The organism is Acinetobacter sp. YH12239 (assembly GCF_013417635.1).
Classification (GTDB): Bacteria; Pseudomonadota; Gammaproteobacteria; order Pseudomonadales; family Moraxellaceae; genus Acinetobacter.
In genome coordinates, this window is record NZ_VPDP01000009.1 from 1 (window position 1) to 25,850 (window position 25,850).

Sequence of the window (25,850 nt, forward strand, 5' to 3'; positions counted from 1 at the left end):
TTCTTCGCACATACAGTTGCGATAGCAGCAGTTAAAGTTGTTTTACCATGGTCAACGTGACCGATTGTGCCCACGTTAACGTGTGGCTTATTACGTTCAAACTTAGCCTTAGCCATGAGATCTTCCTCGTTTACGTCGAACACAATTCTAAGATTGTTCAGTATCGACCTGTCGCCAAAAAAATGACACTTTAAATACTTGAAAAGCAGACTAATAAGCCTGCTTTCTTTAGAACTTTGTAGAATTTTCTACTAAACTGTATATCTGGAGCTCTTATCGAGATTTGAACTCGAGACCTCTCCCTTACCAAGGGAGTGCTCTACCACTGAGCTATAAGAGCATTTAATACTTCGATGGAGCGGGAGACGAGGGTCGAACTCGCGACATGCAGCTTGGAAGGCTGCCGCTCTACCAACTGAGCTACTCCCGCATATTGGTAAGACACTAGATCGAAGTTTTAAAATTGGTGGTGAGAGAAGGATTCGAACCTTCGAAGCTTACGCGGCAGAGTTACAGTCTGCTCCCTTTGACCGCTCGGGAATCTCACCATTTACACTTACTTCAGTGTTGTTCTTTACTCGACTACTTAAACCCTCTAAGATGGTGCCGGCACACGGATTCGAACTGTGGACCTACTGATTACAAGTCAGTTGCTCTACCAACTGAGCTATGCCGGCGCTTCTTAGTGTTTCGTACGTTTCGTATCGGAACGGTGTGCAGTTTAGCAAAACTTGAAATCCGTGCAAGTGTTTTTTTCAAAAAAAACCCTAAAAACTCACAAAATCAATCCGTTTGATGATAATTCAACCGCTTTGATCACTGCGCGAGCTTTTATTTGGGTTTCATTCCATTCAGAATCAGGATTTGAGTCTGCAACAAGACCCGCACCAGCCTGTACATAAACCTTATTTTCGCGAATAACACAGGTTCTAATTGCGATAGACATGTCCATTTCACCATGCCAGCCTAAATAACCAACAGCACCGCCAAAAATTCCACGTTTTACTGGTTCAACTTCGTCAATAATTTCCATAGCACGAATTTTTGGCGCCCCAGAAAGTGTTCCTGCAGGGAATGTTGCTTTAAAAACATCCAAAGCATCTACGCCTTCCGCAACTTCCCCTTGCACATTAGAAACAATATGCATGACATGTGAATAACGTTCGATCACCATTTGATCAGTGACTTGCACTTTACCGATTTTTGATACACGCCCAATATCATTGCGACCCAAATCAATCAACATTAAGTGCTCTGCGATTTCTTTCTCATCGGAAAGTAAATCTTTTTCCAGCGCTAGATCTTCTTCTTTTGTTTTACCACGAGGTCGCGTTCCCGCGAGTGGACGCACAGTCGCCACCCCATTTTCTAAACGCGATAAAATTTCTGGTGATGAGCCCACAATATAAAATGGCTTTTCATCACTAAGCGTCTTTCCTTGTACTAAAAACAGATATGGTGAAGGATTAAGATGACGTAATGCACGATATACTTGTAAAGGATCACCATCAAAGTCCGATACCATGCGATGACCAGGAACCACCTGCATCACATCACCCGCACGAATGTACTCTTTAACAGTTTCAATCGATTCTAAGAATTTTTCTTTACCTGTTAATGATTCAAAATGAGGGGCCGTGTGAGGCTTTGCCTGCAAGCTCACCGGTGTGGCAAGTAATGATTCGATTTCATCCAGCTGGGTTTGTGCTTTATTAAAAGCATCTGCATCCTGTGTATCCGCATGTACGATAATAAATAGCGTGTCTTTTAAATTATCAAAAACCACAACTGTTTTAGACAACATGAGCCATAAATCTGGCAATCCAACAGGATCAGCATCAGGAACGTTATTTAAGCGTGGCTCAATATAGCGTACCGCGTCATATCCCAAATAGCCCACCAAGCCCCCTGTAAAGTTGGGTAAATCTGGGAGTTCTGCTTTTGACGGCACTTTGAACTGCGATTGAAAGTCACGGATATACTGGAAAGGATCTTGGCACTCAAAAGATTCGACTTGGCCATCAGCATGCTGAATTGTTAACTGTCCTTCATTACAGGAGAATACCGTTGACTCGCCCAGACCAATAATGGAATAACGCGCCCAGTTTTCACCACCTTCTACAGACTCAAATAAATAGGCTTGTTGATGTTGTTTTAAACGTGCAAATACTGACAATGGAGTATCAGTATCTGCTAAGCGTTGGCGATAAACTGGAATTAAGTTAAAACCTTGCGATTGAAGTTGTTGAAATTGAGTTGACGTTGTCATGAGGAATTCTCTGTAGTTTTCGATGCATATTGAATGTTCTATAAAGTCTGCGCTGAGAGACGCCATCGAAAAACATTAAAACTATTCATTCCTCTACCCTTCTTTATTTATTACAACTTATTTAGAAATCAACACAGTTAAATCATCAACTACTTGTTGCGGCTTACATAACTGAATATCTTCACCATGATTATAACCATAGCTTACGACAATACAATCAATACCCGCACGGCGCGCTGCCTCCACATCATTCGATGAGTCACCAATCATCAAAGTATTGTCCACATCAGTTCCAAAGGCCTCAACACAATGTAACAAAGGTTTAGGATCTGGTTTTCTCACCTCAAAACGATCTCCACCCACCGTATCCACAAAATAGTGATCCATGTTTAATTCAGCTAATATTTTTCTAGCGGGTAATTCCGGCTTATTCGTGACACACACCATTTTTTTTTGATGAGCTCGACCCCACTCTAAAAATTCGATAATGCCGTGAAATGGACGCGTATCCACGCACGGTTCGGCATTATAAATTTCTAAAAAAGTATCTAATAATTGCTGATGCTCAGAAGGTTCTACACGCCCCGTCAGATGCATTAAAACACTCTGACAGAACAATGAAGTCCCTTTACCAATCCAATTTCGAACTTGAGTTTCTGTGACCAAAGGCAGTTCTAATACATTCAAACTCATATTCATGGCACGATATAGATCAAATGCCGAATCAACCAAGGTTCCATCCAGATCAAAAAGAATTAAGTCACGCTGTTCCAAATTCGCAATATTCATTATTTTAAACCTAACAAAAAAGGCATGCGAAAGCATGCCTTAAAAAATCACATGCAACTTAGTTGAAAATAAACCAGGCAACCAGTGCCACAATCACTAACACCAATAATGCCATTAAGCCAATATTGGCATTTTTTTGAGTTTCCAACTCTTTTTTCGTACAAGCTGCAGGAATATTTACCTCACACGCTTCATGCTTATTGACAGTTGCATTAACATCAACCCCCTCAGGAATTGGCGCTGGTTTAGGAATTCCTACATTTTGAGGCATACCATCTCGAGTAAGCTGAACTGAGCTATCTCGCTCTTTCAGATCAGGCATACCCTGCTCAAGCATTTCAGCTGCTGCTGTCTTCTCTACTGCAACCTTTGAAGAAATTTCAGCGGTTGCGATTGCTTCGCTAGGCTGCTGAACATCTTGTAATGTTTGTGCAGATTGCGCAGGTGCTAAAACTGAAAATTTATGGCTAGCAAATTGCAGAATATCGCCATCTTTAACAATAGTTTCGCCTTCAGCAACTTTTGTATCGTTAATAAACGTGCCATTTGACGAACCTAAGTCTTGAACAGTGAGCACCTGCTCTTTTAGAAACAAAGCAGCATGACGACGTGATACATCTGCAGACTGAATCAAAATATCTGCATCTTGATGACGACCCACCAACATGTCTCGATCGATATCAACTTCTTTACCCGCAAATTCGCCAGTAATTGTTTGTAATTTCCAAGTCATAGTTTCGATCCATTATTCAAGTTTTGACATTTTAACATGGCTGTTTTCGAGATTCACATTGAACGCATGTTATCGAGATGGTCTCAATGTCGTGGTTGTGACCGTATTTTGTGTTCTTTGCACATCTTGTTTTGGCTCAATCGCGACAGGGGTTTCCACCACGACTTGGGCATTATTTGTATTTGTTGTGGCAACTTGATTGTAAATCACAGGCTTTGGTAGCACTCGCGTTGATTTCACCACAGGATCCTGAGTCACGATCACATTTGGACGTTCAATCACACGCCCTACTGGCTTAGACTGTGCTATTGGAGCAGTATAACGCTGTACCTGCGGCTCTACTGCTTGAGGCGTTGATGGCACTACGATAGGCTTGACGGGTTGAGGAGTACTTGATACAGGCAACCGCTGTTGGAAGATATCATCAACATTATCCGGTAACTTTTTAAATGTCCCATCACCATCCAGTGCTAACTGCAAACTGTATAAACGATCATAGCGTTGCTGTGACAATCTACGAATATCAGCCGTATCTCCTACGATTGTTGGATGAATAAAAACGAGTAGGTTTCGTTTCACATTATTCTTTGCATCTGCTCTAAACAGTCTACCCAAACCAGGAATCGAGCTTAAACCTGGGACGCCTTGACGCGTTAACTTAGTATCATCTGAAATCAGACCACCAAGTACAATTGTTTGACCATTTTCAGCCAAAATCGAGGTTTTTATTGCACGCTTAGTGGTCACCAAGTCTTTCGCCTCACCACTATCTGGCTTCACTGAGGATACTTCTTGTTCTACAGCAAGACGAACTGTTCCACCTTCACCAATTTGTGGAATAACCTTTAATGTTACACCAACATCTTTACGCTCAATTGAAGTATAAGGGTTTGCTGTTCCACCTGTTGTTGTCACAGATCCTGTCTGGAATGGGACATTCTCACCCACAACGATATAAGCTTCCTCGTTATCCATGGTGACAATCGATGGTGTAGACAGTAAGTTCGACTTGGTATTGGTCTTTAATGCCTGAATCAGTGCGCCATACAGTTTACGCGATCCATTCGCACCTTCTTTATATTCACCTAAGGCCAATGAAGCACCAGCTCCAATCAAACCAGCACCCGTAGCTACATCACCAAGGAATCCAGAAGCCAATTGACTCAGCCCTACACCCGCTTTATCAAAATTGATTACACCAATACCACTACTGATGTCACCTAGTGCCCACTGAACACCCAATTGATCTACGTCATTTCCTTCAACTTCAACAATAGCAGCCTCAATGAGAATTTGTTGACGACGCACGTCAAGTTGATGAATAGCAGATTCAATTTCACGCATGAGTTGAGGATCTGCTTTTACCACTAATGCATTTTGTGCACCATCAGCAATAATACTCACGCCATTACTATTAAAACTTGTAATGTCTTGTTGATTTTGATTTGAACCACTATTCAAATTAATCGCTGGGGTACTCACACTCCCATTTGAAGACGTATTACTCGAGGTATTATTAATTAATGAGTTACTAGCACTTGAATTGGAGCTTGCACTATTTGAATTACTGGTACTATTCACCGCCTGACCAGATACTAAACCTTGTAAAATTTCAGCCAAATTTTTTGCGCTTGCATACTTAAGCTTAAATACTTTTAGACCGCCCAAGCGATCAGCTGAAGGAACATCAAGCATTTCGATCATTTGACGAATGCGTTTACGAGTACTTGGATCACCCTTGATCAAAATCCGATTAGTACGTGCATCTGCAATAATACGTACTCGAGAACCTGAAATGTCTTTGGCACCACCCGTAGAAGACATTGAATCCAACAAAACTATCAGCTCTTCAGCTTGGCTAGACTGCAAGCTAATAGCCTCAATATCGTTTTGTCCCGTTCCATCTAAATTACGAATAATCGTTTCAAGCTGTGCAATATTATTCGCACGATCTGAGACTATAAGCGCATTTGTTCCTTGTACCGCCGCCAAATGCGCAAATTGCGGCATGAGTGGTCTTAACGCGGGTATTAGATCATTGGGGTTAGTATTTTCCAGCCAAATGACACGAGTGACCACTTGATCACCTCGTGCGTTCCGAGAGGCATCAAAAGGCACACCTGAATTTTTTACATTATTGTCAGGGACTAAGCGGATAGTGTTACCTGCAGGTACAGCAACAACGCCATTAACGTTTAACACACCCAAAAACAAATCATAGACTTCAGCTTTGTTTAAAGCCTTATTTGAAATAACCGTCACATTACCCCTAACCCGCGGATCAACTGCGAAGTTTTTCCCCGTGATATCTGCAACTTCGTTAATAAATGCAGTTAAATCTGCATCACGCAGGTTAATTTTCCAAGTTTGCGCTTGCGCAGCGGTACTTGCGACAGCCAATACTGGTGCTACTGCGACCATCGCCCAAAGTGACCGATTTCGATTTAAAAAATCCATAACTTGTTATATTTCCTAATACTTTATGCAAATTAACACATTTTAAAATTCTTGTTGGAAGGTCATCACTTGATCACCTCGTTTTACTTCAATGCGAACTTTACCTTCTCGTCTAGCCTGTTCTAGCAGTTGCGCATCACTTTGTCCTTGACCTACCGATTGCCCATTCAAGGATAAAACGCGATCGCCAGGTCTTAATCCTAGTTTGCTTCTCAAAAATGCAGGCGTACGATCCGTGACTTCATAACCTTGACCACCATCGGTGTTGACACCCATATTACTTAAGTATTGTTCACGATTTTCTTGAATTTGATTGATTGCTTGACCAATGGCATTTTGAGTAGTCGTTTGACCTGAATTCGAAGTTGCGTTAGCAGAATTTTGCTGTGCATCAGGTATCAGCGGCTGATTAAGATTTTCTATTCCGGTAAATCTCAACTCAGTCGTCGCACCACTCGGCTGTTTCAATACCACATGATCCCAATATACTTCTGAAAGCTGATAAGAACTTCCTTCTAAGGTTTGTCCAATGGTATAACGATCAGCAACCTCTCGCACTTTAATCACAGCTGAAGATTGACTACTTGGCGTCGAAACCACAACCCCTTGCAACGTAAGCGCTAAATTAGCATCAGCACCACTCACTTGCGCACCTGTTTCTTGAAACAATGAGAAACTCGATATATTCGGAACAGGAGGTTGCTGCGAACCTAATGCGACTTGCTCAACTTGCATGACTTGCGGTGGTGCAACCACCAACCAAAATAATGAAGCGAGCTTCCACATCATGATTAAAATCAGAATAAATAAAGTAAGCGGAGCAATTCGATCTAAATCTTTAAATGAAATTTGTGAAAACTTATCTTGGAATCCCTTCATTAGAAGCCTCCACTCAGCAGTGGCTGTCTCGTACTGACAACAAAGGTATCCAAACCAGCTTTACCATCATATGAAGGCACATTCATTAATAATCTTTGGGTCACCTGTGCATCCAACATTAATGCAGGATCTAAACTAAGGTTGGCCATTTTTTGCCCGCGCTGATCTTGTACATCAATGAGCAGTTTTCCAGCTTCGTCTGAAAATTGCCCTTTTAAAGATGGCATATTCATTCGTTCTTGTTTCTGAGCAAAGGTATAAGTTAGCGTACCACCACCCCATTGCATCTCTCCGGCGGTTTTTGCAAAACCATCGTTTTGTTTGAATTGAAATGCTACATCCTTCAGCTGAATACTATTCTGAGGCCATTGCCAATCCACAAATGTTTTAAGTGTTTCAGGAGCAATATTTCCACTCATATTTTTGATAATTATTTTTTTCCCAAGCCCATAACCCACTACACCATTGAGTTGAGTCTGACCACTATGTATTTCTAAGTTGGCACCAGCCCTTAATAAAATCAGATCGAAAGGACGTGTTTGCCAGATGACAGAACCTGCGAGATTTCCTTTTTGCCAATCTGCTTGACCTTGCCAGATATTGCCACTGACATTTTTTAAAATTTGATTATTTTTATAAAATTTAGCGATGAGCCACGATGCTGGAACTTGTAAAAAAACAAATAATAAAAAAGCGAAGATAGCGACGCTTAACCACACCATTTTTTTTGATTTTTTTATCATTCCATGTATACCAACATCTAAGTCTAATTAACCGCAAAATGTTTGAAAATTTTCTATCTTGGTATTATGCATAAATTTTACACTTCTCCAATTCACTTATAAAAAAACCAAGCAGATTTGCTTGGTTTTTTTAATATTAGTGTCATTACATGACAAATCAGTGAAATTAGATAAGAAAATCTTCTAATTTGGCACCTTTTTCAAGCTCTGCAACCAACCAACGTGGCTTCTTACCACGCCCTGTCCAAGTCTCCGCAGTATTATTTTTATTACGATAACGAGGCTCTACAGATTTACGCGTGCTTTTCTTACGCTTTTGTGCACCATATTCAATGAATTGCTCTAAAGACATACCCACTGATTCAGCAATTTGAGTAATCTGATGATAAGCATCTTCAATTTCCTGATCTTTCTTAGACTCGATCAAAGCTTGGGCTTCAGCAGTTAACTTTCTTAACTCTTCAACAGATAAATTACTAATATCAGGCATAACATTTACTCCAAAAAATTCAATATCATTATTAGATTTATAAAGCGTCATCTTATTGTTATAAATTATTTTAATCAATCCATCATGTTATTTAATATACATAAATAAAACAAATAATTTAACACATTAATTAACCGAGTCTATTTCTATTATTTTTTCTCTAATATGCTCTGGAATCAAAACCTTTTGCATTGTATTTTTATCCACGCAAACTATAACGGCCTCAGCAATTGCCACAATTTCATTCTGCTGCTCACTCCAAACTGTATACTCCATCCTGAAGGCAGAGTTACGCAATTCAACCACTTTAGTTCCAATGCGTAAATAATCCGGATAAAACACTGGTTTAAGATATTTACAACTATTTGAAGCCACAACAGTATTAATATCTAACGCTAAGATTTCTAATTGATTCAAATACTCTATTCGAGCAGTTTCAATATAGCGATAATAAATCACATTATTGACATGTCCAAAAGCATCCATATCACCCCAAGCGACTTTTTGATGGGTAATGACTTTATATTCATTCATTTGTTTCATTCATCATTCTCATAATTTAAATTGAATAAATTTATTATGGGTCTCAAAGACACTGTTCAATTGCTGAGTTAATACAGCATTGCCTTTTAATACAGATTTAATTCTTAAATAGTTCATTAAAGGGTGATCAGGATATAATTGCAATAATGCCTCAGCATCCTGTTCACGATGAGTCGCAGTATATATATGCCATTTAGAAAAACTCAAAATCGGTAATCCAGGATATTTCATTTCAAAATGATCAATCTGGTTTTCAAGCATTTCATAATCAGGATTTTGTTTTAACAATTGTTGTTGAAACCATAAATAAAAAATATCCTGATCGAACCGTTCTTCTAATAAAGACAAAGAAAGTTGAGTTTCATCAAAAGCCATCTCAGGAATGCGAGAAATAAGTTTTAACCATAACGATTTAATACCATATGAAGACGACACAATTTGATCACTCATTTGAGCATACCGAATTTGAATAAGCTCTAAATCTGTATTTGAAGCGTTGTCAAAATCATTGAGTAGCTTTAAAAGCCATTTCTTTTTATGTTCCAAATCTAAATGGCCATATTGCGTGGATTTTAAATAATGCCATGGATATTGAATCGCAAATCTGCCCCATAGATGATTCAACTTATGCTGATAAGCATCTTCAAGATCTTTTAACCATGGTGACAGCATATGACCATGTAAAAACTCCAAATGGGTTAAAGCCTGATCTGGAAGCCCTTGAGCTAAATAAATTTCAATACGCTGGAGTTCAGCCAATTCAAAAGCATCTGCAGGACTTTGTTGTAAAACACTCAACGCATCATCAATACGATCTTGCTTCAACCATATACGAGATTGAATAACTTCTTTGAGTAATCCTGAGTTCTCAAACACAGGTTGTAAATATTCTCGCTGTTTTGTGTTGGCCTCCAAAACCCACAAAACACCTAATTTTTCATACGTATGTAACCTTGAAAAGTCTGTCACTTGTTGAATTTTACGCTGCTCTCTTGATCTCATCTTTCCAACCCAAAACCATAAAAGATGAAGAGATAAAGCAACGAATAGAAGAAAAAATGAAACAAACCAGAGGTTCGTTTGAATCTGAATACCGTGCCAAAGCATGTAAATATAACCTGGCCCTTCTTGATAACTCAGCACACTTAACACGGCTAATATCATTAAACCAACTAATGCATAAACTATAAAAATATGTTTCATGATTAGCCCTCTAAAATTGCTTTACTGTTCAATTTAGGGACAGGTAAAAGTTGTGCTTGTTTGAGATGTTTCGCTTTATTTTTTATTTTGATTGCCGCAGCATCAGGCAGTTGATCCAGTTCATCGATAATTGAGGTCAGTGCATTTTGATAATCAATGTATTGTCCTTGTTGTAGTGCTCTTTGAGCAAATAACACTCTCAATTGAACTTCTTTTAAAACTAATCTTCGATTAAGTAATACCGGCATCTGTTCATCAACGCGTTCAACTTTGAATACACGCTCAAACCATGAGGATTGCGAAGAGTTATCACTCGTGAGTTGCTGTACTTGTTGTTCATTTTTCAAATTTGCATCAATATTTTCAAGCAAGTCTCCTAACTGAGCAATTTGAATATTTTTTGCCACAACATATTGTTGAATCATTTTTTGATCATGCTCAACAGCTCGATGCATTGAAACCTGCAATGTATCTGCCAAAGCCAAGCGCTCAACCAGTTGATCCAGTTGATTGAGTTGCTCAAGCGCATATACAAACTCATGTTGATCTAAGGCAAATTGAATTAACTCTAATTTTTGACTTAAGAGTTTGATTGGATTGATTTCAGATTGAACTTCTTGTTGATTCTTGTTTTGCTGAGGTGGATTGGATTGAGATGAAACCTGCTGATTTGAGCGCTGAACTGCTACCAACTGATCATTCAAACTTGCCACCAATTGCTCTGATTTATGTTGAGTTTGTTGTAGCAACTCAACTTTTTCTTGTAATGAAAAATGATCATAGCTGAGTTTAATCAACCAAATGATTAAGCCTAAAATGAATAGATATAAAATTTTCTTCATGAGTGCCTATGTTCACTTTCAAGCTGCGACAGAATCGTATCAGGCATTAAGTCTGCAATTTGAGTGATTTGAAATTTAGTATTTGAGGTCTGTTGATACATACACACGATCTGATATAACCGATCCGCCAAAACCAAGTAATGACCGTGTTGCATAAATACAGGATAATTTTTGCATAAACTCAGCCAATTTTTCCAACTGGCTTCACTACTAATCAATACAGTATAAGGTTGTGGATTTGCATTGAATGCTTCAAATAGATGTTTAAATTTATCTTGAGCATCACTTGGGCAGTAGCGGGAGTATAAAACAAAATTAAGCACTTGAATTTTAGCAGCACGACACTGCTGCATCATGAACTGACGACCACCCTCACCCCGCCAAAACGCAATACGTTTGAGATCAGCGTTTTGTGTTAAAACCGGAAGACTTAACATTCCTTCAGAAGTTTCAACATCTGGAACTAAACTTTTAACACCATATCGACTTAGGGCTTCAGCTGTTTTCCGACCAACCGCAATCCATTTGATATGATTTAAATCGGTCAATCTAAGTCCCGATTTTTCAAGAAACCGCATGCCAACTTCAACTGCTGTTGGACTGACAACCACAATCACTTGTGCTGAAATTAATTGCTGAAAGAGCTGATCAAGTTCATCACTCCAATGAACAGCAGCCAATTCCAGTACAGACAACTCGATAGGCTCATATCCTGCACGTGCCAGTGCCTCATTGAGAGGCTTAGCACGATCTGCAGGTCGAGTATTGATAAACTTCATTTCATTGTTTTATTTATACAGTGCTTTTAATAAATCAGCAGCACCTTGGTCAATCAAAACTTTTGCTAGTGAAATACCCAACGTTTCAGCTTGTTCAACTGGACCTTCTACTTTAGCAACCAATAATGTTTGACCATCCACACTGCCTACGCGCCCCTCTAATTGAATCTGTTGATCATTTAAAGTCGCATATCCCGCAATCGGTACCTGACATCCACCTTCCAAATAAGCATTAAATGCGCGTTCTGCACGAACACACGCATCAGTTTCTGTATGTAATAAAGGTCGAATCAACTCTAATACGCGTGCATCATCACCTCGGCATTCAAGACCTAATGCACCTTGACCAACTGCGGGTAAACTCGTCTGTGCATCCAGCGTGTGTCGAATACGCTCTGCTAAACCTAAACGTTTCAAGCCTGCGCTTGCCAAAATGATGGCATCGTAAAGCCCAGCATCAAGCTTAGATAGTCGTGTGCCTACATTTCCACGTAAATCTATAATCTCAAGATCTGGACGGGCCTTTAAAATTTGACATTTACGACGCAAACTTGAAGTTCCCACTTTGGCACCAAAGGGCAAATCTTCAAACTTGCTATAAGTATTCGAAACAAAAGCATCTAAAGGATCTTCTCGCTCGCAAATCACGGCAAGACTTAATCCTTCTGGGAGCGCCATCGGCACATCTTTCATTGAATGGACAGCAAGATCTGCACGACCATCAAGTAATGCAGCCTCAAGCTCTTTAACAAATAAACCTTTTCCACCAATCTTGGCTAAAGGGGTGTCTAAAATTTTATCGCCTTGGGTCACAAACGTCACCAACTCAACTTTTAGACCAGCATGTAGGGTCTCAAGTCGCTCACGAATATGCTCCGCCTGCCATAAAGCCAATGGACTTTGACGAGTTGCAATTTTTAAGGTTCTGATCATTTTAATGCTGCCAAACTTTAGACATCCTAAACTTACCCTGCTGTCCCAAAATTGCAAGTAAATTGTTCGGCAATGTCTATAATTTTAGGCAACTAAATATTTTGCATTCTTTCTCTAAGCAAAGGTAAGTGACGGCGACTGACCGCCAATTTCTCTTCAAGTTCACGACAACGAACTTGATACTGGCCTGAAGCAACCAACTCCAACCCATCCAAATAATCCAATGCAATCAGCGCATTTCGATGAATTCGTATAAATTTATTTGAAAACTCACGTTCTAAATCTTTTAAGGTCTCATCAATCAACACACTGCCGTTTTTGTGTCGTACTGTTACGTATTTCTGATCAGCCAGAAAATAGTAAACATTTTCGATGGGAATGAGTTCAAGACCACGATATGTTTTCGCAGCGATTTGCTGACGCTGATGTTTTTCTTCCATATTTTCTTTTTGTTCTATATTTGACATTTGAGCTTGGGTAAGTTTAGTTAAATTATTCAGTGTATTTTCTAATTCTGATTTGATAATCGGTTTTAATAAATAGCCTTTCGCTTGTGCCTGAATCGCAGTCAAAGCATGCTCATCATAGGCCGTGCAAAAAACAATGGCGGGCATAGGGTTTAGCTGTGAAAGATGCTGAGCACATGTCAAACCATCCATTTCAGGCATTTGGATGTCAAGTAAAATTACATCAGGCTCATATTGTTGCACTAAGGTCAAAGCTTCTTTTCCATGGTGCGCAGTTGCAACAACTTGATGCCCCAATTGAGTGACCAAGCGAGATAAGCGCTCAACCGCGAGTGGCTCATCATCACAAATTAGGATGTCCATTGTTCCTCCTTGCTCAAGTTAACGTTGCTTATTTTAATGTATTAACTTGATTTTATTTATATTGGTACTGGACTACAGTCGTGTAAATTCCATTACCTGCATGACTCCTAAACTGTACCGTATACCCATAGTGTGCTTTCAAACGCTGTTTCACGTTTTCTATCGCAATACCATTCCCCTCCCTATTGGCCATTTTATCGGCTATATAAGGGTTAGTAATGACTATAGTGACTTGATTTTGTAATATTTCAACCAATATGACAATCTTTGCATCAATTAACTTTTTCTCTACCCCATGAAAGATACTATTCTCAATTAAAGGCTGTAAAGTTAAAAAAGGGATACTTGCTTGGCCCAACTGCTCTGGTTGTAAAATATTCCATTCCACATTTAATCTCGAACCCAACCTTAGCTTTTCAACCGCCAAATAATGTTCACACAATTGGATTTCTTCTTTTAATGTGACAATTTTAAGCTCTTGAAAGCTTGCTCTAAACAACCTTGAAAGATCGATGAGCATTTGCTCTGCTTTATCTGGATCACTCCCAATCAGACTCACCACACTATTTAAACTATTAAAAAGAAAGTGTGGATGTATTCTTGCTTGCATGGCTTGAATTCGAGCATTCAATTCACCTTGTTGCTGCTTTAACCACTCACCACGAACATAGATATATCGTAAACAAAAAGTGATCAACAATACGCCATAGCTCATATGTAAAATCACATGATCAAATAAAAGTAACCATGAAAATTTTTGTAAAGAAAAGTTACTTCCCCAAAAAAACAGGAAATTCAAACTACAAGTAGTGAACAGGATAATGAGTTCTAATAGTACAAATGTATAAATCGCAGACTGCAAAGTTGTTAATTTTTGCCAAAACTCCCTAAATAAATCAATTACAGCGATAAAGACCAATACCACCCAATTGATATAAAGCACATACCTGATCACCTGTGATGTCTGTAAATTTGACCAAGACTGTGACTCTGCTAGGCACAGCAATAACGCCAAAAAAATACTGGCAATAAACAGCTCTGCAAAATATTGCCACTGCCCAATACGTACAAAGAAATTGGCATCGATAAATTCTTGTTTATCTTTTGAAGAATTATCCATAGGCAAGACTTCGGCATCTTGATTTGAATTTGTTATACTGGATGCAAAATTACTGCTTTTTCTTTTACTGAGCCGACATGACCACATCTTCTAATTCCTCTAATCCGTCACAAGCCCAAACTTCAGGTATGTGGGGCGGTCGTTTTTCCGAAGCAACTGATGCCTTTGTCGCTGAATTTACAGCATCCGTCCAATTTGACCAACGCTTTTATAAACAAGATATTGCAGGTTCAATCGCACATGCAACGATGTTGGCAAAAGTCGGCGTGCTCACTGAACAAGAGCGTGATGACATCATCGCAGGCTTAACCGCAATTAAAGCGGACATTGAAGCTGGCAACTTCGAATGGCGTATTGACTTAGAAGATGTTCACATGAACATTGAATCTCGATTAACACAACGTATTGGGATTACAGGTAAGAAATTACATACAGGTCGTAGCCGTAATGACCAAGTAGCAACGGATATTCGTTTGTATGTACGTGATGAAATTGATGCCATCTTAGGGTTATTACAAAAACTGCAAAAAGGCATTCTAGGCTTGGCTGCTAAAAATACAAATACAATCATGCCTGGCTTTACACATCTTCAAACTGCACAACCTGTGACGTTTGGACATCATTTAATGGCATGGTTTGAAATGCTGGTACGTGACTCAGAACGTCTGATTGACTGCCGTAAACGCGTTAATCGCATGCCTTTAGGTTCTGCTGCGCTTGCAGGTACCACTTATCCAATCGATCGTGCTTATACAGCAGAACTTTTAGGATTTGAAGCAGTTGCAGAAAACTCATTAGATGCTGTATCTGATCGTGATTTTGGTATTGAGTTTAATGCTGCGGCATCACTCATCATGATGCATTTATCTCGTATGTCTGAGGAATTAATTCTTTGGACATCTGCACAATTCAAGTTTGTGAATATTCCTGACCGCTTCTGCACAGGCTCTTCAATCATGCCTCAGAAGAAAAATCCTGATGTACCTGAACTTGTTCGTGGTAAAACAGGCCGTGTATATGGTGACTTAATGAGTCTACTTACCCTCATGAAAGGTCAACCTTTGGCATATAACAAAGACAACCAAGAAGATAAAGAACCATTATTTGATGCTATTGATACGGTTCGTGGCTCTTTAATGGCTTTCGCAGACATGATTCCTGCACTTGTTCCAAATATTCCTGAGATGCGCGAAGCTGCGCTGCGTGGTTTCTCAACAGCAACCGACCTTGCTGATTACTTAGTGAAAAATGGTGTTGCATTCCGCGATGCACATGAAATCGTCGGTAAAGCAGTTGCGCTTGGCGTCCAAGAAGGTAAGGATTTATCAGAACTTACACTTGAGCAGCTTCAACAATTCTCTGATTTAATTCAAGCTGACGTCTTTGAAAAAGCTTTAACTTTAGAAGCTTCTGTCAATGCACGTAACCACATCGGTGGAACAGCACCAGCTCAAGTTGAAGCAGCAATTGAGCGTGCTCATGCGCGTTTAGAAGCTCTTTACGCTTAATTTCTGATTATAATTTTGGAGTATTGATATGTCTCGCCAAGTATTTTGCCGTAAGTATCAAAAAGAAATGGAAGGTTTGGATTTTGCACCATTCCCAGGTCCTAAAGGTCAGGAACTATTTGATAGTGTTTCTAAGCAAGCATGGGGCGAATGGTTGAAGCATCAAACTACTTTAATCAATGAAAAACGTTTAAATGTTTTTGAAGCTGATGCAAAGAAATTTCTTGAAGAACAACGTGAAAAGTTCTTCAACAATGATGAAACTTTAGAAAAAGCTGAAGGCCTAAAGCCTGAGTAAAAAAGAAAGCACTGCTTTTCTTTTTTAAGTAAGATAAGGATGAAGTCCGCGTAGGCTTTAATCTAAAAAGAATCCCCATCTTTGGGGATTCTTTTTTATGCGTTACTTTAATAATTAAGCAAGAAAAACACCGAAGATATGCACAGGCTTTAATCCCAAAAGAATCATCTTAATAGAGGTTCTTTTTATGGGATATCAAATAAATATCAAAGGAGTCAAAATTTAGCTGACGAAAGAAGTGCTTGTGGCGGATTTAAAATATGACCTAATTGGTAAACTCCACTCATATTTAACTGCATCTCCATTCGGTCAACACGAATTGGACCAAATTTAATATAAATCTGCCGATTTTGAAGATCAAACCGCTGCTCCAGAACCTGTCCATTGAATTGAAACGAGTTCATAGATGTTAAATCCATAAGCGCTTTAAAAGGTTGCTCTTCACCGTTTGTATAATGAATCCTTTTTCTATCACTCACGAAATTATCTAAATGATTTAATTCCTGATATTTAAAAAATGTAATTTCACGAATTTGCGATTCCTCAATACCTAAAGCATTGACCAAACTTAACTGATCGTCTGGCAGTAATTCAAAACACCCATTGTTAGGATGTGCCGCCCAACTCATACTCGAAAGACCCCAAGCACAGATTCCCCACAAAACTTGCTTAAATTGTCTCATTCCCCATCGCTTTCACTGAACGTAATAAAAGCCATCTTTAAAAAAATTTCAGCCAAACACAACTACCATTTATCTTAAATATCATTTACTTAACAAGCATTATTAGACTCACGTCACAGACAAATCTTTTTTATTGATATTTATCTTCCTATCTAAAAAAGACTGCATAAATGTAAAGCAGAAAATAGACACATAAGATGATTATGAGTTATCAATTTCATCAGAGTAGGCTAATCTCTGTATCAAAATTAACCATCATTTGAGCGCATCATGTTTATCATTCGTCCTTATATTGAGACTGACTTAGAAGACATTATTCAACTCTGGGAAAGATGTGATCTAACACGACCATGGAATAATCCAGAAATTGATATTTTTAGGAAAGCTGCACAAAAAGATGACTTATTCTTGGTGGCTGTGAAAGATCAGTTCATTATCGCCACATTAATGGGTGGTTACGACGGTCATCGCGGGTGGATCAATTACCTCGCTGTACATCCCAATCACCAACGGAATGGTGTTGCTACAGCGTTGATTCAACATTTGGAAAAAAGATTGATTGCACTTGGTTGTCCAGAAGTTCAGCTTTTAGTGCAAAAAGAATTTATTGATATTCAAAACTTTTATGAACAATTGGGATATGACGAAAAAGAAGTTGTATGCCTTGCTAAAAGACTCATTCACGACCATTAAGAAATTTTATAAAACAGGAGCATTTATCAATTTACCGATCCGTAAAAATATTGGGAATCGAATATTAAATTTATGATCTGCATGATCACCCCAAGCTAAGGCATATTGGCTCATCTGATTTAATAATTGTGTCGCCTGATTATCGGCTTGCGTATTTTCTTTAAAGTATTTCTTTAAAGCTGACCATGTATTTAAATAATCAATCAATTTATCAATCCGCCAGTTACAATGCATGTGCTGCTCACAGGTCGGGATTTCTTCAAAAGGAAATGGAATCGTTTGATATCTCAGATCAATATAGTGACGCTCACTCTCCCAATATGTTTTCAATACTTGGTGATATAGCCTTTCAATACAGCTCTGGAGCTCCTCATTCTCCACTTCAATAAGCCCATATCCAATCACTGCAAAGACACCCTGGGGCTTCAGTGCTCGATAGACTTCTTGAAAAAATAACTCGAAGTCAAACCAATGAATGGCTTGGGCAACTGTAATCAGGTCAAAACATTGTGCTTTAAAATTGCTATGTTCAGCGTTTTCAATTCAGTAGATTACATTATCTATTGCTGGGGCTTGCTGAAGCTGTGCTGCGCTTATATCCGTTGCAATGATTTGATTAAAATGCGGAGCTAATATCCGAGTAAATTGTCCTGAACCAGCCCCGCAGTCCCAAGCCATTTCATAGTTCTGAACATATTTTAAGATTTCGTCAATCACACTTTGTGGATAACTTGGACGGGCTTGTTGATAAAGCTCACTTTGATCAGAAAATAGGTCTTTCATTTTTTATTTTGGATTTGATCGAGAAATCAACCTTAGCACATCAAAGAAAATGGATGATGCATGACTTCACTTCATTTTGTATTTTTTTATAAGCAAAAAAAACCTCAACAATGTTGAGGTTTTTTCGAATATGGTGGCGAGACCCAGGATCGAACTGGGGACACACGGATTTTCAATCCGTTGCTCTACCAACTGAGCTATCACGCCGATGGGGTGTATTAAGCCGTAACTGAGCTCAATAGTCAATAAAAATCATGCATTTTTTATTTGTTCGAGTAAATTTTACCCAAAAAAAATCTCTGATGGGATCAGAGATTGAAAATACAAATTCTTAAAAGAATATGGTGGCGAGACCCAGGATCGAACTGGGGACACACGGATTTTCAATCCGTTGCTCTACCAACTGAGCTATCACGCCGATGTCGCGTATTAAACAGTTTCATCTCGATATAGTCAAGCAAGTTTTTGGGATATTTAAACAACTGGATGTTTTTAAAACAACATTTAGATTATTCGATGTAAATACATACAAATCCAATAAAAAAAGCCAGTATTGACTGACTTTTAATATTTAAAATCGAACAATAGTTTTAAATTTTTTCCAAACTACTTAAACAACGATGTATTGCACCACATCCAGGCTCAAAATGATTAACGCCTTTCTCTTCTTCCATTCGACATGCTTCACTCACTAAGCGCTCTGCGACACCACGTCCACGGTTAGCCGGATGAACTACGATATTTTCAAGCGTTCGACTTTCACCTTGTCCAGTTGACCAAATGGCCCCAATGATCTTTGTATTAAATTCTGCCGTGTAAAGTAAGGTATACTGAGCTAAGTTTTGCTCAAGTTGTGCAATGGCATCTTGTCCGTCACTAAATTCTGGACTGGTGTCATATAAGCGCTCAAGCTGTTCACGAACTTCAACATTATCAAGCGAAGTTATTGCATGTACGGTTATAGGCATTGATTAACCCTCCTGAGCAATCTAATATGCTGTCACTTTCGTGACATCGAAAATCTACATTCATCATTTTTAACGTTTTTGAGGAACGTGTCTATGACGCAACGTATCAGTGAAGTGGTAAGAAACACAAACGAAACCAAAATTCGTGTTCGCGTGAATCTTGATGGTACTGGTCAAGGCACCCTCAATACAGGTGTTCCATTTTTAGACCATATGATCGACCAAATCAAGCGTCATGGTTTATTTGATATCGATATTCATTGCGACGGCGATTTAGAAATTGATGATCACCATACAGTAGAAGACTGTGGTATTACCCTTGGTCAGGCATTTGCACAGGCTTTAGGTGACAAAAAAGGTTTACGTCGCTATGGTCACTTCTATGCACCACTTGATGAGTCCTTGAGTCGTGTCGTTGTTGACCTATCAGGCCGCCCTGGCTTATGGATGGACATTCCATTTACGCGCGCGCGCATTGGTACTTTTGATGTCGACCTATTCTCTGAGTTTTTCCAAGGCTTTGTGAATCACGCATTAATGACACTCCATATAGACAATTTGAAAGGTAAAAATAGCCATCACCAAATTGAAAGTGTATTTAAAGCATTTGCACGAGCACTTCGTATGGCTTGTGAAGTAGATCCACGTGCAGAAAATACTGTAGCTTCAACCAAAGGTACTTTGTAATGACCCGTATTGCCCTTCTTGATTATGGCATGGGAAATCTTCACTCAGCAGCAAAAGCACTTGAGCATGTTGGTGCAACCGTTGATGTGACCAATGATCCTAAGCTTATTGCTCAAGCAGATAAAATTGTGTTCCCAGGCGTTGGTGCAATGCGTGATTGCATGCAAGGTATGCATGAGGCTGGCATTGACGAGGTTGTACGCAATGCCGTTTTCAACAAGCCTGTCCTTGCGATTTGTGTCGGCATGCAAGCTCTGATGCAACACTCTGAAGAAAATGGTGGTGCAGATGCATTAGGCATTTTTGAAGGTGCTGTTAAACGCTTTCCAGATATTGAAGGTTTAAAAGTTCCCCATATGGGTTGGAATCAGGTACACCAAGCAGATCCAAGCCATCCAATGTGGAACAACATTGATCAAGATGCTCGTTTCTATTTCGTACATAGTTTCTATGTTGAACCGAAACAATCTGAGATCATTGCTGCGACATGTAACTACGGTTTGGAATTCTGTACCGCAATCCATAAAGATAATTTGTTTGCTACGCAGTTCCATCCAGAAAAAAGTCATACAGCTGGCTTACAGTTGTTGAAAAATTTTGTAGAGTGGAAAATTTAAAGCCGTAATAAAGCTCACTGTTTTCAGTGAGCTTTTTTTCAGACTTTACTCTAAATATCTTTTACGACAAAGCCACCTTCAATTGGCTCAACAGTTACTTTAATTTCTGCTTTTAGATTCAGCGCAGCATAACGACTTTTAAGCTCTGAAATTAATTGTTCTGGCGTTGCATCTTTTAAAGCCAACTCATCCTTCAAAGGATACTGTTTAAAACTTTCTGATTTTTTACCATCTTTAGCGTCTGAAACCCATCGTTCTGCAGCACTCAGTACTTTCGCTAATTCAACTAGATGTTGAGCATTGGCAGGAGTTGACTCTTGCACCCATTTCGACAGCGTTTCCTTAGAGACTCCCAATGCATTCACCACATCAGTCGGTTTAATGTTTTTCTCTTTGATCAATTTTCTAAGTTTTTTAGCACTTTCGCTAAATAAATCATCTTCTTGAACTGCCATCGCTTCTGTCCAAATCTTATTCACTGTCTGCAGTTTCAATTTAACATTAAGCCTATGCAGTTGAGTCTAATATTGCCAAACAAATCAGATGAAATTGAAATTATTTTCAATATAGATAATTCACAAATAAAACTGTGATCTAATTTTTCTCATTACTCAGTTTGAATTAAAAAAGAAAAATAAATTGACCCAATGATTAATTGTTAACTTATGTAAAGACAATGAGCACCAATTTTAATCATTAAAAAAATACACAAAATTCACAAAATCAATCAACGAATCGAACAAGTTGGCATTTTAGGTATTTACACCATGCTACTCGATAATATTCATGCATTATAAGTGTACATTTATTCTATCAAGCACCAAATTAAATCACAATAAATAATTGATTTTGTTAACATTTTTAAACATTACTCTTGTGTTGTATTAAGTTGCTGTTTTTACGGCATATCTTCAAAATTATTCCACTTATATTGTTTTTTTTCGATTTGTCTGAAATTTTTTTCTTTGTTAATTATGAGCTTGCTAAAACAACAATGATCCAACACTAACCACATATATTTTGGAGCAATCTGCACATGTTTAAACTTTTTACTGGAAAAATCAGTGGCGTTCTAAGCCTTGCTTTACAGGGAATTACGAAAGCAGTTGGTTTTATTCTAGAAACCGTAACGACAGTTGTAGATACCGTTGTTGACACAGTAGGGACGCTGACCAAACCATTAACGGATAAGTTAACAGAATTGCCACTGATCGGAGATACAGTGGAATCGGTACTCAATCTTGAAAATAATTTACTAGGAAATTTAAGCGGAGGCTTACACGCTATCGCTGATGATTTTTCGAAGGGAGATCTATTAGGGGGCATTAATACTGCATTGAATGGCACTACTGCAACTGTAGGCCAAACCATCAAAGATGTTTCAAATGTTGTAGGTGAGGTCGCTGGTTTAGCCGATCCCGTGACCGACCTGCTAAGCCAAGTGCCAGGTTTAGGTGCTGTCGTAGATGTTGTCGGAGAAACTTCTTCAAATCTTTTGGGATTCGTGAGTGAAACGGGAGATTATGTCGCAAGTACCAAACCTCTTGATCTCGTGACTGGTCTCATTGATGATCCTTTAGGCAGTGTCACAGGAACATTAGGAGATGTCTCAGGAACATTAGATAATTTACTGGATGATTTAGCACCTGTTACAGATGCTCTATCATCGATTCCTGTCGTGGGTGATCTTGTAGGATTCACGGGAGAGATCACAAATGCTTTAGGTGCAATCCCAACCAGTATCACACCAACTAGCTTTGATCTAATCTCTAACTTAGATACAACACCATACATTTAATTCAAAGTTCGTATTAAAAACCGTCAACATTGTTCTGACGGTTTTTTTTCATTGTTACTTCGCTCATTTGATGTTTCTTTGCTAAGATTGCTGCGAATAAACTCCAGAATACTGGCAAGGAGCGAAAGCATGCTGATTATCCCTGCAATTGACCTTAAAGATGGTAAATGTGTCCGTTTAAAACAAGGTCGTATGGAAGACGATACCGTTTTCTCTGATGATCCTGTGGCAACAGCACAACATTGGGTAGACGCTGGCGCTCGCCGTTTACATTTAGTTGATCTAAATGGTGCTTTCGCTGGTACACCTATTCACAAACCTGTTGTGGAAGCGATTGCAAAAGCACAACCTGAACTGCCAATTCAAATTGGTGGTGGCATCCGTTCTCTTGAAACCATCGAACACTACTTAGATGCAGGTGTATCATTCGTCATTATTGGTACAAAAGCAGTCAAAGAACCTGAGTTTGTTGAGGAGGCGTGTAGAAAATTCGCAGGTCACATCATTGTCGGTATTGATGCAATCAATGGCATGGTCGCAACTGATGGCTGGGCAAATGTAACTGACGTAAAAGCAACTGATTTAGCTAAACGCTTTGCAGATGCTGGTGTATCTAGTATCGTGTATACCGATATTGCACGTGATGGCATGATGCAAGGTGTGAATATCGAACAAACAGTTAATCTTGCGACTTATTCAGGTTTACCTGTGATCGCTTCAGGCGGTGTGACCAATCTTGACGACGTTCGCAACTTAAAAGGTCAGCCTGGTATTTTAGGTGCGATTACTGGTCGTGCAATTTATGAAGGCACTTTAAATCTTCGTGAAGCTCAATTATTACTTGATGAACAAGCGCTCTAATAGCGCATGTTTCTAAAGAGGTCTTAGGACCTCTTTTTTCTTACTTAAAAAATATGTTGAATTTATCTCCTACCCTTAAAACCAAAACACCACAACTTGCCCTCATTGCAATTACGATGATTTGGGGTGCCAGTTTCATAACAGTCAAATATGGATTGAGCTTCAGCACACCAGTGCTTTTCGTTGCCTTTCGATTTGCAGCAGCTGCGCTGGCTGTTGGTCTCATCTCACTTCAATATTGTAAAAATTTTAGTGCCAAAGATATTTGGGCAGGATTTTGCATTGGAACAGTGATTGCAATTGGCTATGGAACGCAAACCATTGGCTTACAGACCATCACCAGTAGCGAGTCTGCATTTTTGACAGCACTTTATGTGCCGTTGGTTCCCATCTTATTGTGGTTGCTCTTTAACAAAAGGCCACATGTCATGACATGGATAGGGGCAGGACTCGCCTTTGTAGGTTTAGTGTTCTTAACAGGCAATGGGTTTGGTGCTATTCGGCTTGAATTTGGTCAGATCATTACCTTGATAGGATCAATTGCGATTGCACTTGAAATTATTCTCATTAGTTACTTTGCGCCTCGAGTCAATTTACGCCGAGTGACGATATTACAACTCATTTTTGCATCGTTAATTTGTTTTCTAATGGCACCATTGGTGGGTGAAACACAACTCCCTGAGTTTAACTGGATCTTCGTTGCGATTATTGTAGGTTTAGGACTTGCAAGTGCAATCATTCAGTTGGTCATGAACTGGGCTCAACGCGTGGTTGATCCTTCACAGGCTGCCATTATTTATTCTGGCGAACCTGTTTGGGCGGCTTTGATTGGGAGATTAGCAGGTGAGCGTTTAGCTATGCTCTCAATTTTAGGTGGCGTGTTGGTTGTGCTCGGTGTAATTACCAGTGAGTGGAGACCAAAATTTAAGAGGAAAGAATAAGCTTATTGGGGCTCTTTTAGCTTTAACATCATACATGGTTGAAAATACTGCACTTCAGGCATAGGCGCATAAAAGGGATGCAAGAGTGCCTTCCATTTTAAATACGCCTCTGACTGCCTAAAACCTTCTGTATGACCTTCAAGTTTGTCCCAGTAAATCAGTAAAATATAAGCATGTTCATTATTCGTATTTTTAATCAGCTGAACGGCATTTAGCCCCTTCATTGGTGAAATAATGTCTTTAGCTAATTTAAAAGCATTTTCGAATGCCTCACTCTGGTTCATTTTGATATTTAAATGAACATGCTCAATAATCATGACACCACCTCATTCATGAGTTTTAATTATTGATACATTGGCTCGTTATCATTGACCTTAATAATTCCTTTGATCGCACGATAAACAATCCAAACCCATGACAAACCAATCACTGCGATACAGAATGTTGTTGCACCCAGTGCTACACCAGCAAAGGCATTAGGATTGTCACCCGTGAAGAATAAGAACAAAAACGGCAGGAACGCGATGATATTCCAAATTAAATACCACCAAAAAGTACGAATTTGCCAAGTAAAATGACTTTCAAAAATTGAGCCCTTTACCTTTGATCGTTTCCAATAGTTAATAATTAGCGCAATAACCGCCAAAATACCTGCTGAAAAAATAGCGATGATATACAGGATATAAAGTAAAATCGTTAAGCTGCGGTTTGGATCTTGATCAGCTGTATAATTCATAAAGTCACCTTTTTAATTTTTTTGAGGCTTTATAATTTCAAACCATTAAATGGTGAAATTATCCATAAAATAATCAGTATATTAAACGCTATAGTACAGAAATAAATTTTTCGAAATGGTTGTTTTTGTGTTTTATGACGCAAGCGTTGCTGAGCAAGCCAAGCACTCGGCCATCCTCCTAATATAGAAACCACATGTAATGTATTTTCTGGTACACGTTGACTCCCCTGTTGAGCCGCCGCTTTATCGTGTGCATATAAGCCATAGGTGATCAGGTTCATCAATAAAATGACCAACACCACCATCATACTCAATAGCCCCAATAGGACTAATGTAGCAAGCGTCAAGATATAAGCAATAATCGCTACTTGCATCGGTTGCATTTTTTGTTGAGTAACTGGTGAATGACGCGGCTTCGTTTTTACTTTTTTTGCCTGAGTCGCTTTTAAGTATGTTACTTGTTTCGCTTTAAATCGCCCTTGACCATCCAATTGAACGATATACTCCAAAGCACAACCTGGAATCGGTCTTGGGCCTGGTTTGGCAAAATCTTTAATGTGAAGGAAAACGCGATCTTTGGATGAATCATTGGGTTGAATAAATCCATAGCCTTTTTCATCAAACCATTCAACTAGACGACCTTGATCACGCATATTTCCCCCAGATT

29 protein-coding genes, 6 tRNA genes and 1 pseudogene are annotated in these 25,850 nt (G+C 39.0%); 8 read left to right on the plus strand and 28 right to left on the minus strand.

The window, feature by feature from the left end:
• The 19 genes from FTV17_RS09155 to FTV17_RS09245 form a co-directional block, all read right to left on the minus strand.
• The coding region (locus FTV17_RS09155) for a GTP-binding protein (protein ID WP_244782822.1) at positions 1-116 on the minus strand (116 nt) is incomplete at its 3' end.
• 149 nt (positions 117-265) lie between these two features.
• Positions 266-340: transfer RNA gene (locus FTV17_RS09160), tRNA-Thr, on the minus strand.
• 14 nt (positions 341-354) lie between these two features.
• Positions 355-430, minus strand: a tRNA-Gly gene (locus tag FTV17_RS09165).
• A 34-nt stretch (positions 431-464) separates the two neighbouring features.
• Positions 465-548, minus strand: a tRNA-Tyr gene (locus FTV17_RS09170).
• Positions 549-601: 53 nt separating this feature from the next.
• Positions 602-677 (minus strand) — tRNA-Thr (locus tag FTV17_RS09175).
• 98 nt (positions 678-775) lie between these two features.
• Positions 776-2,269 carry an anthranilate synthase component I gene (trpE, locus tag FTV17_RS09180; protein WP_179999025.1) on the minus strand — a complete coding sequence of 498 codons (1,494 nt, stop codon included), beginning with the start codon at positions 2,267-2,269 and terminating at the stop codon, positions 776-778.
• Between the two features lie 117 nt (positions 2,270-2,386).
• The gene (locus FTV17_RS09185; RefSeq protein WP_179999026.1) at positions 2,387-3,058 is read right to left on the minus strand and encodes an HAD-IA family hydrolase; all 672 of its coding nucleotides are present in this window, start codon (positions 3,056-3,058) and stop codon (positions 2,387-2,389) included.
• 58 nt (positions 3,059-3,116) lie between these two features.
• Positions 3,117-3,791 (minus strand): FHA domain-containing protein, encoded by a 675-nt coding sequence (locus tag FTV17_RS09190; protein ID WP_179999027.1) that lies wholly within the window; start codon positions 3,789-3,791, stop codon positions 3,117-3,119.
• A gap of 69 nt (positions 3,792-3,860) precedes the next feature.
• Positions 3,861-6,248 (minus strand): type II secretion system secretin GspD, encoded by a 2,388-nt coding sequence (gene gspD, locus FTV17_RS09195; RefSeq protein ID WP_373687199.1) that lies wholly within the window; start codon positions 6,246-6,248, stop codon positions 3,861-3,863.
• A gap of 42 nt (positions 6,249-6,290) precedes the next feature.
• On the minus strand, positions 6,291-7,127 hold the full coding sequence (locus tag FTV17_RS09200; protein ID WP_179999028.1) for a type II secretion system protein N: 837 nt from the start codon (positions 7,125-7,127) through the stop codon (positions 6,291-6,293).
• A complete protein-coding gene (gene gspN, locus FTV17_RS09205) occupies positions 7,127-7,870 on the minus strand; it encodes a type II secretion system protein N (RefSeq protein WP_179999030.1) in 744 nt (247 codons plus the stop codon). The genes FTV17_RS09200 and gspN overlap by 1 nt, the downstream gene beginning before the upstream one ends.
• A 166-nt stretch (positions 7,871-8,036) precedes the next feature.
• Positions 8,037-8,360, minus strand: coding sequence for an H-NS family nucleoid-associated regulatory protein (locus FTV17_RS09210; RefSeq protein ID WP_035267603.1), 324 nt, complete (start codon positions 8,358-8,360; stop codon positions 8,037-8,039).
• Between the two features lie 126 nt (positions 8,361-8,486).
• Entirely contained in the window at positions 8,487-8,903 is a 417-nt protein-coding gene (locus tag FTV17_RS09215; RefSeq protein ID WP_035267539.1) for a thioesterase family protein, read from the minus strand.
• Between the two features lie 9 nt (positions 8,904-8,912).
• Complete coding sequence (locus FTV17_RS09220) at positions 8,913-10,106, minus strand: heme biosynthesis protein HemY (protein ID WP_179999032.1); 1,194 nt, start codon at positions 10,104-10,106, stop codon at positions 8,913-8,915.
• A 2-nt stretch (positions 10,107-10,108) separates the two neighbouring features.
• A complete protein-coding gene (locus FTV17_RS09225; protein WP_179999034.1) occupies positions 10,109-10,948 on the minus strand; it encodes a hypothetical protein in 840 nt (279 codons plus the stop codon).
• Positions 10,945-11,727, minus strand: a complete 783-nt coding sequence (locus FTV17_RS09230; protein WP_179999036.1) for a uroporphyrinogen-III synthase — start codon at positions 11,725-11,727, stop codon at positions 10,945-10,947. Before FTV17_RS09230 ends, FTV17_RS09225 begins: the two co-directional genes overlap by 4 nt.
• 9 nt (positions 11,728-11,736) lie before the next feature.
• On the minus strand, positions 11,737-12,657 hold the full coding sequence (gene hemC, locus FTV17_RS09235; protein ID WP_373687201.1) for a hydroxymethylbilane synthase: 921 nt from the start codon (positions 12,655-12,657) through the stop codon (positions 11,737-11,739).
• Between the two features lie 95 nt (positions 12,658-12,752).
• A complete protein-coding gene (locus tag FTV17_RS09240) occupies positions 12,753-13,490 on the minus strand; it encodes a LytTR family DNA-binding domain-containing protein (RefSeq protein WP_092766460.1) in 738 nt (245 codons plus the stop codon).
• A 52-nt stretch (positions 13,491-13,542) separates the two neighbouring features.
• Complete coding sequence (locus FTV17_RS09245) at positions 13,543-14,697, minus strand: sensor histidine kinase (protein WP_179999040.1); 1,155 nt, start codon at positions 14,695-14,697, stop codon at positions 13,543-13,545.
• Between FTV17_RS09245 and argH the strand changes: the two genes are divergently transcribed.
• Together argH and FTV17_RS09255 are read left to right on the plus strand one after the other, a co-directional pair.
• The gene (argH, locus tag FTV17_RS09250; protein WP_179999042.1) at positions 14,688-16,118 is read left to right on the plus strand and encodes an argininosuccinate lyase; all 1,431 of its coding nucleotides are present in this window, start codon (positions 14,688-14,690) and stop codon (positions 16,116-16,118) included. The two genes, FTV17_RS09245 and argH, sit on opposite strands and share 10 nt — an antisense overlap.
• Positions 16,119-16,146: 28 nt before the next feature.
• Positions 16,147-16,416, plus strand: coding sequence for an oxidative damage protection protein (locus FTV17_RS09255; RefSeq protein ID WP_035267550.1), 270 nt, complete (start codon positions 16,147-16,149; stop codon positions 16,414-16,416).
• A gap of 215 nt (positions 16,417-16,631) precedes the next feature.
• Here the strand turns inward: FTV17_RS09255 and FTV17_RS09260 are convergent, their stop codons facing one another.
• Positions 16,632-17,099, minus strand: a complete 468-nt coding sequence (locus FTV17_RS09260) for a hypothetical protein (protein WP_179999044.1) — start codon at positions 17,097-17,099, stop codon at positions 16,632-16,634.
• A gap of 270 nt (positions 17,100-17,369) precedes the next feature.
• Here FTV17_RS09260 and FTV17_RS09265 point away from each other — a divergent pair, with 270 nt between their 5' ends.
• Entirely contained in the window at positions 17,370-17,792 is a 423-nt protein-coding gene (locus FTV17_RS09265) for a GNAT family acetyltransferase (protein WP_179999046.1), read from the plus strand.
• Between the two features lie 6 nt (positions 17,793-17,798).
• Here FTV17_RS09265 and FTV17_RS09270 read toward each other — a convergent pair.
• From FTV17_RS09270 to FTV17_RS09285, 4 genes and pseudogenes are all read right to left on the minus strand, one after another.
• A pseudogene (locus FTV17_RS09270) lies at positions 17,799-18,575 on the minus strand (class I SAM-dependent methyltransferase).
• 131 nt (positions 18,576-18,706) lie between these two features.
• Positions 18,707-18,782, minus strand: a tRNA-Phe gene (locus FTV17_RS09275).
• Positions 18,783-18,917: 135 nt separating this feature from the next.
• Positions 18,918-18,993, minus strand: a tRNA-Phe gene (locus FTV17_RS09280).
• A 172-nt stretch (positions 18,994-19,165) separates the two neighbouring features.
• Positions 19,166-19,543: a GNAT family N-acetyltransferase gene (locus FTV17_RS09285; protein WP_179999048.1), complete on the minus strand. Its 378-nt coding sequence runs from the start codon at positions 19,541-19,543 to the stop codon at positions 19,166-19,168.
• Positions 19,544-19,636: 93 nt separating this feature from the next.
• Between FTV17_RS09285 and hisB the strand changes: the two genes are divergently transcribed.
• Both hisB and hisH read left to right on the plus strand, forming a co-directional pair.
• Positions 19,637-20,230 (plus strand): imidazoleglycerol-phosphate dehydratase HisB, encoded by a 594-nt coding sequence (gene hisB, locus FTV17_RS09290; RefSeq protein ID WP_035267557.1) that lies wholly within the window; start codon positions 19,637-19,639, stop codon positions 20,228-20,230.
• Positions 20,230-20,847, plus strand: a complete 618-nt coding sequence (gene hisH, locus FTV17_RS09295; RefSeq protein WP_179999050.1) for an imidazole glycerol phosphate synthase subunit HisH — start codon at positions 20,230-20,232, stop codon at positions 20,845-20,847. The genes hisB and hisH overlap by 1 nt, the downstream gene beginning before the upstream one ends.
• A 50-nt stretch (positions 20,848-20,897) precedes the next feature.
• On the opposite strand, the gene FTV17_RS09300 is transcribed toward hisH, so the two are convergent.
• Complete coding sequence (locus FTV17_RS09300) at positions 20,898-21,326, minus strand: helix-turn-helix domain-containing protein (RefSeq protein ID WP_373687200.1); 429 nt, start codon at positions 21,324-21,326, stop codon at positions 20,898-20,900.
• Between the two features lie 557 nt (positions 21,327-21,883).
• Here FTV17_RS09300 and FTV17_RS09305 point away from each other — a divergent pair.
• The 3 genes from FTV17_RS09305 to FTV17_RS09315 all read left to right on the plus strand — a co-directional run bounded on the left by FTV17_RS09305 (position 21,884) and on the right by FTV17_RS09315 (position 24,447).
• Entirely contained in the window at positions 21,884-22,645 is a 762-nt protein-coding gene (locus FTV17_RS09305; RefSeq protein WP_179999052.1) for a hypothetical protein, read from the plus strand.
• 129 nt (positions 22,646-22,774) lie between these two features.
• The gene (gene hisA, locus FTV17_RS09310; RefSeq protein ID WP_035267561.1) at positions 22,775-23,506 is read left to right on the plus strand and encodes a 1-(5-phosphoribosyl)-5-[(5-phosphoribosylamino)methylideneamino]imidazole-4-carboxamide isomerase; all 732 of its coding nucleotides are present in this window, start codon (positions 22,775-22,777) and stop codon (positions 23,504-23,506) included.
• Between the two features lie 53 nt (positions 23,507-23,559).
• Positions 23,560-24,447 carry a DMT family transporter gene (locus FTV17_RS09315; RefSeq protein WP_179999054.1) on the plus strand — a complete coding sequence of 296 codons (888 nt, stop codon included), beginning with the start codon at positions 23,560-23,562 and terminating at the stop codon, positions 24,445-24,447.
• A gap of 2 nt (positions 24,448-24,449) precedes the next feature.
• On the opposite strand, the gene FTV17_RS09320 is transcribed toward FTV17_RS09315, so the two are convergent.
• The 3 genes from FTV17_RS09320 to FTV17_RS09330 are packed head-to-tail and all read right to left on the minus strand — an operon-like array spanning position 24,450 to position 25,836.
• Positions 24,450-24,764 carry an antibiotic biosynthesis monooxygenase gene (locus FTV17_RS09320; protein WP_179999057.1) on the minus strand — a complete coding sequence of 105 codons (315 nt, stop codon included), beginning with the start codon at positions 24,762-24,764 and terminating at the stop codon, positions 24,450-24,452.
• Positions 24,765-24,790: 26 nt separating this feature from the next.
• A complete protein-coding gene (locus FTV17_RS09325) occupies positions 24,791-25,183 on the minus strand; it encodes a hypothetical protein (protein ID WP_179999059.1) in 393 nt (130 codons plus the stop codon).
• A 29-nt stretch (positions 25,184-25,212) separates the two neighbouring features.
• Positions 25,213-25,836: a DUF1294 domain-containing protein gene (locus FTV17_RS09330; RefSeq protein ID WP_179999061.1), complete on the minus strand. Its 624-nt coding sequence runs from the start codon at positions 25,834-25,836 to the stop codon at positions 25,213-25,215.
• Positions 25,837-25,850: the final 14 nt, after the last annotated feature.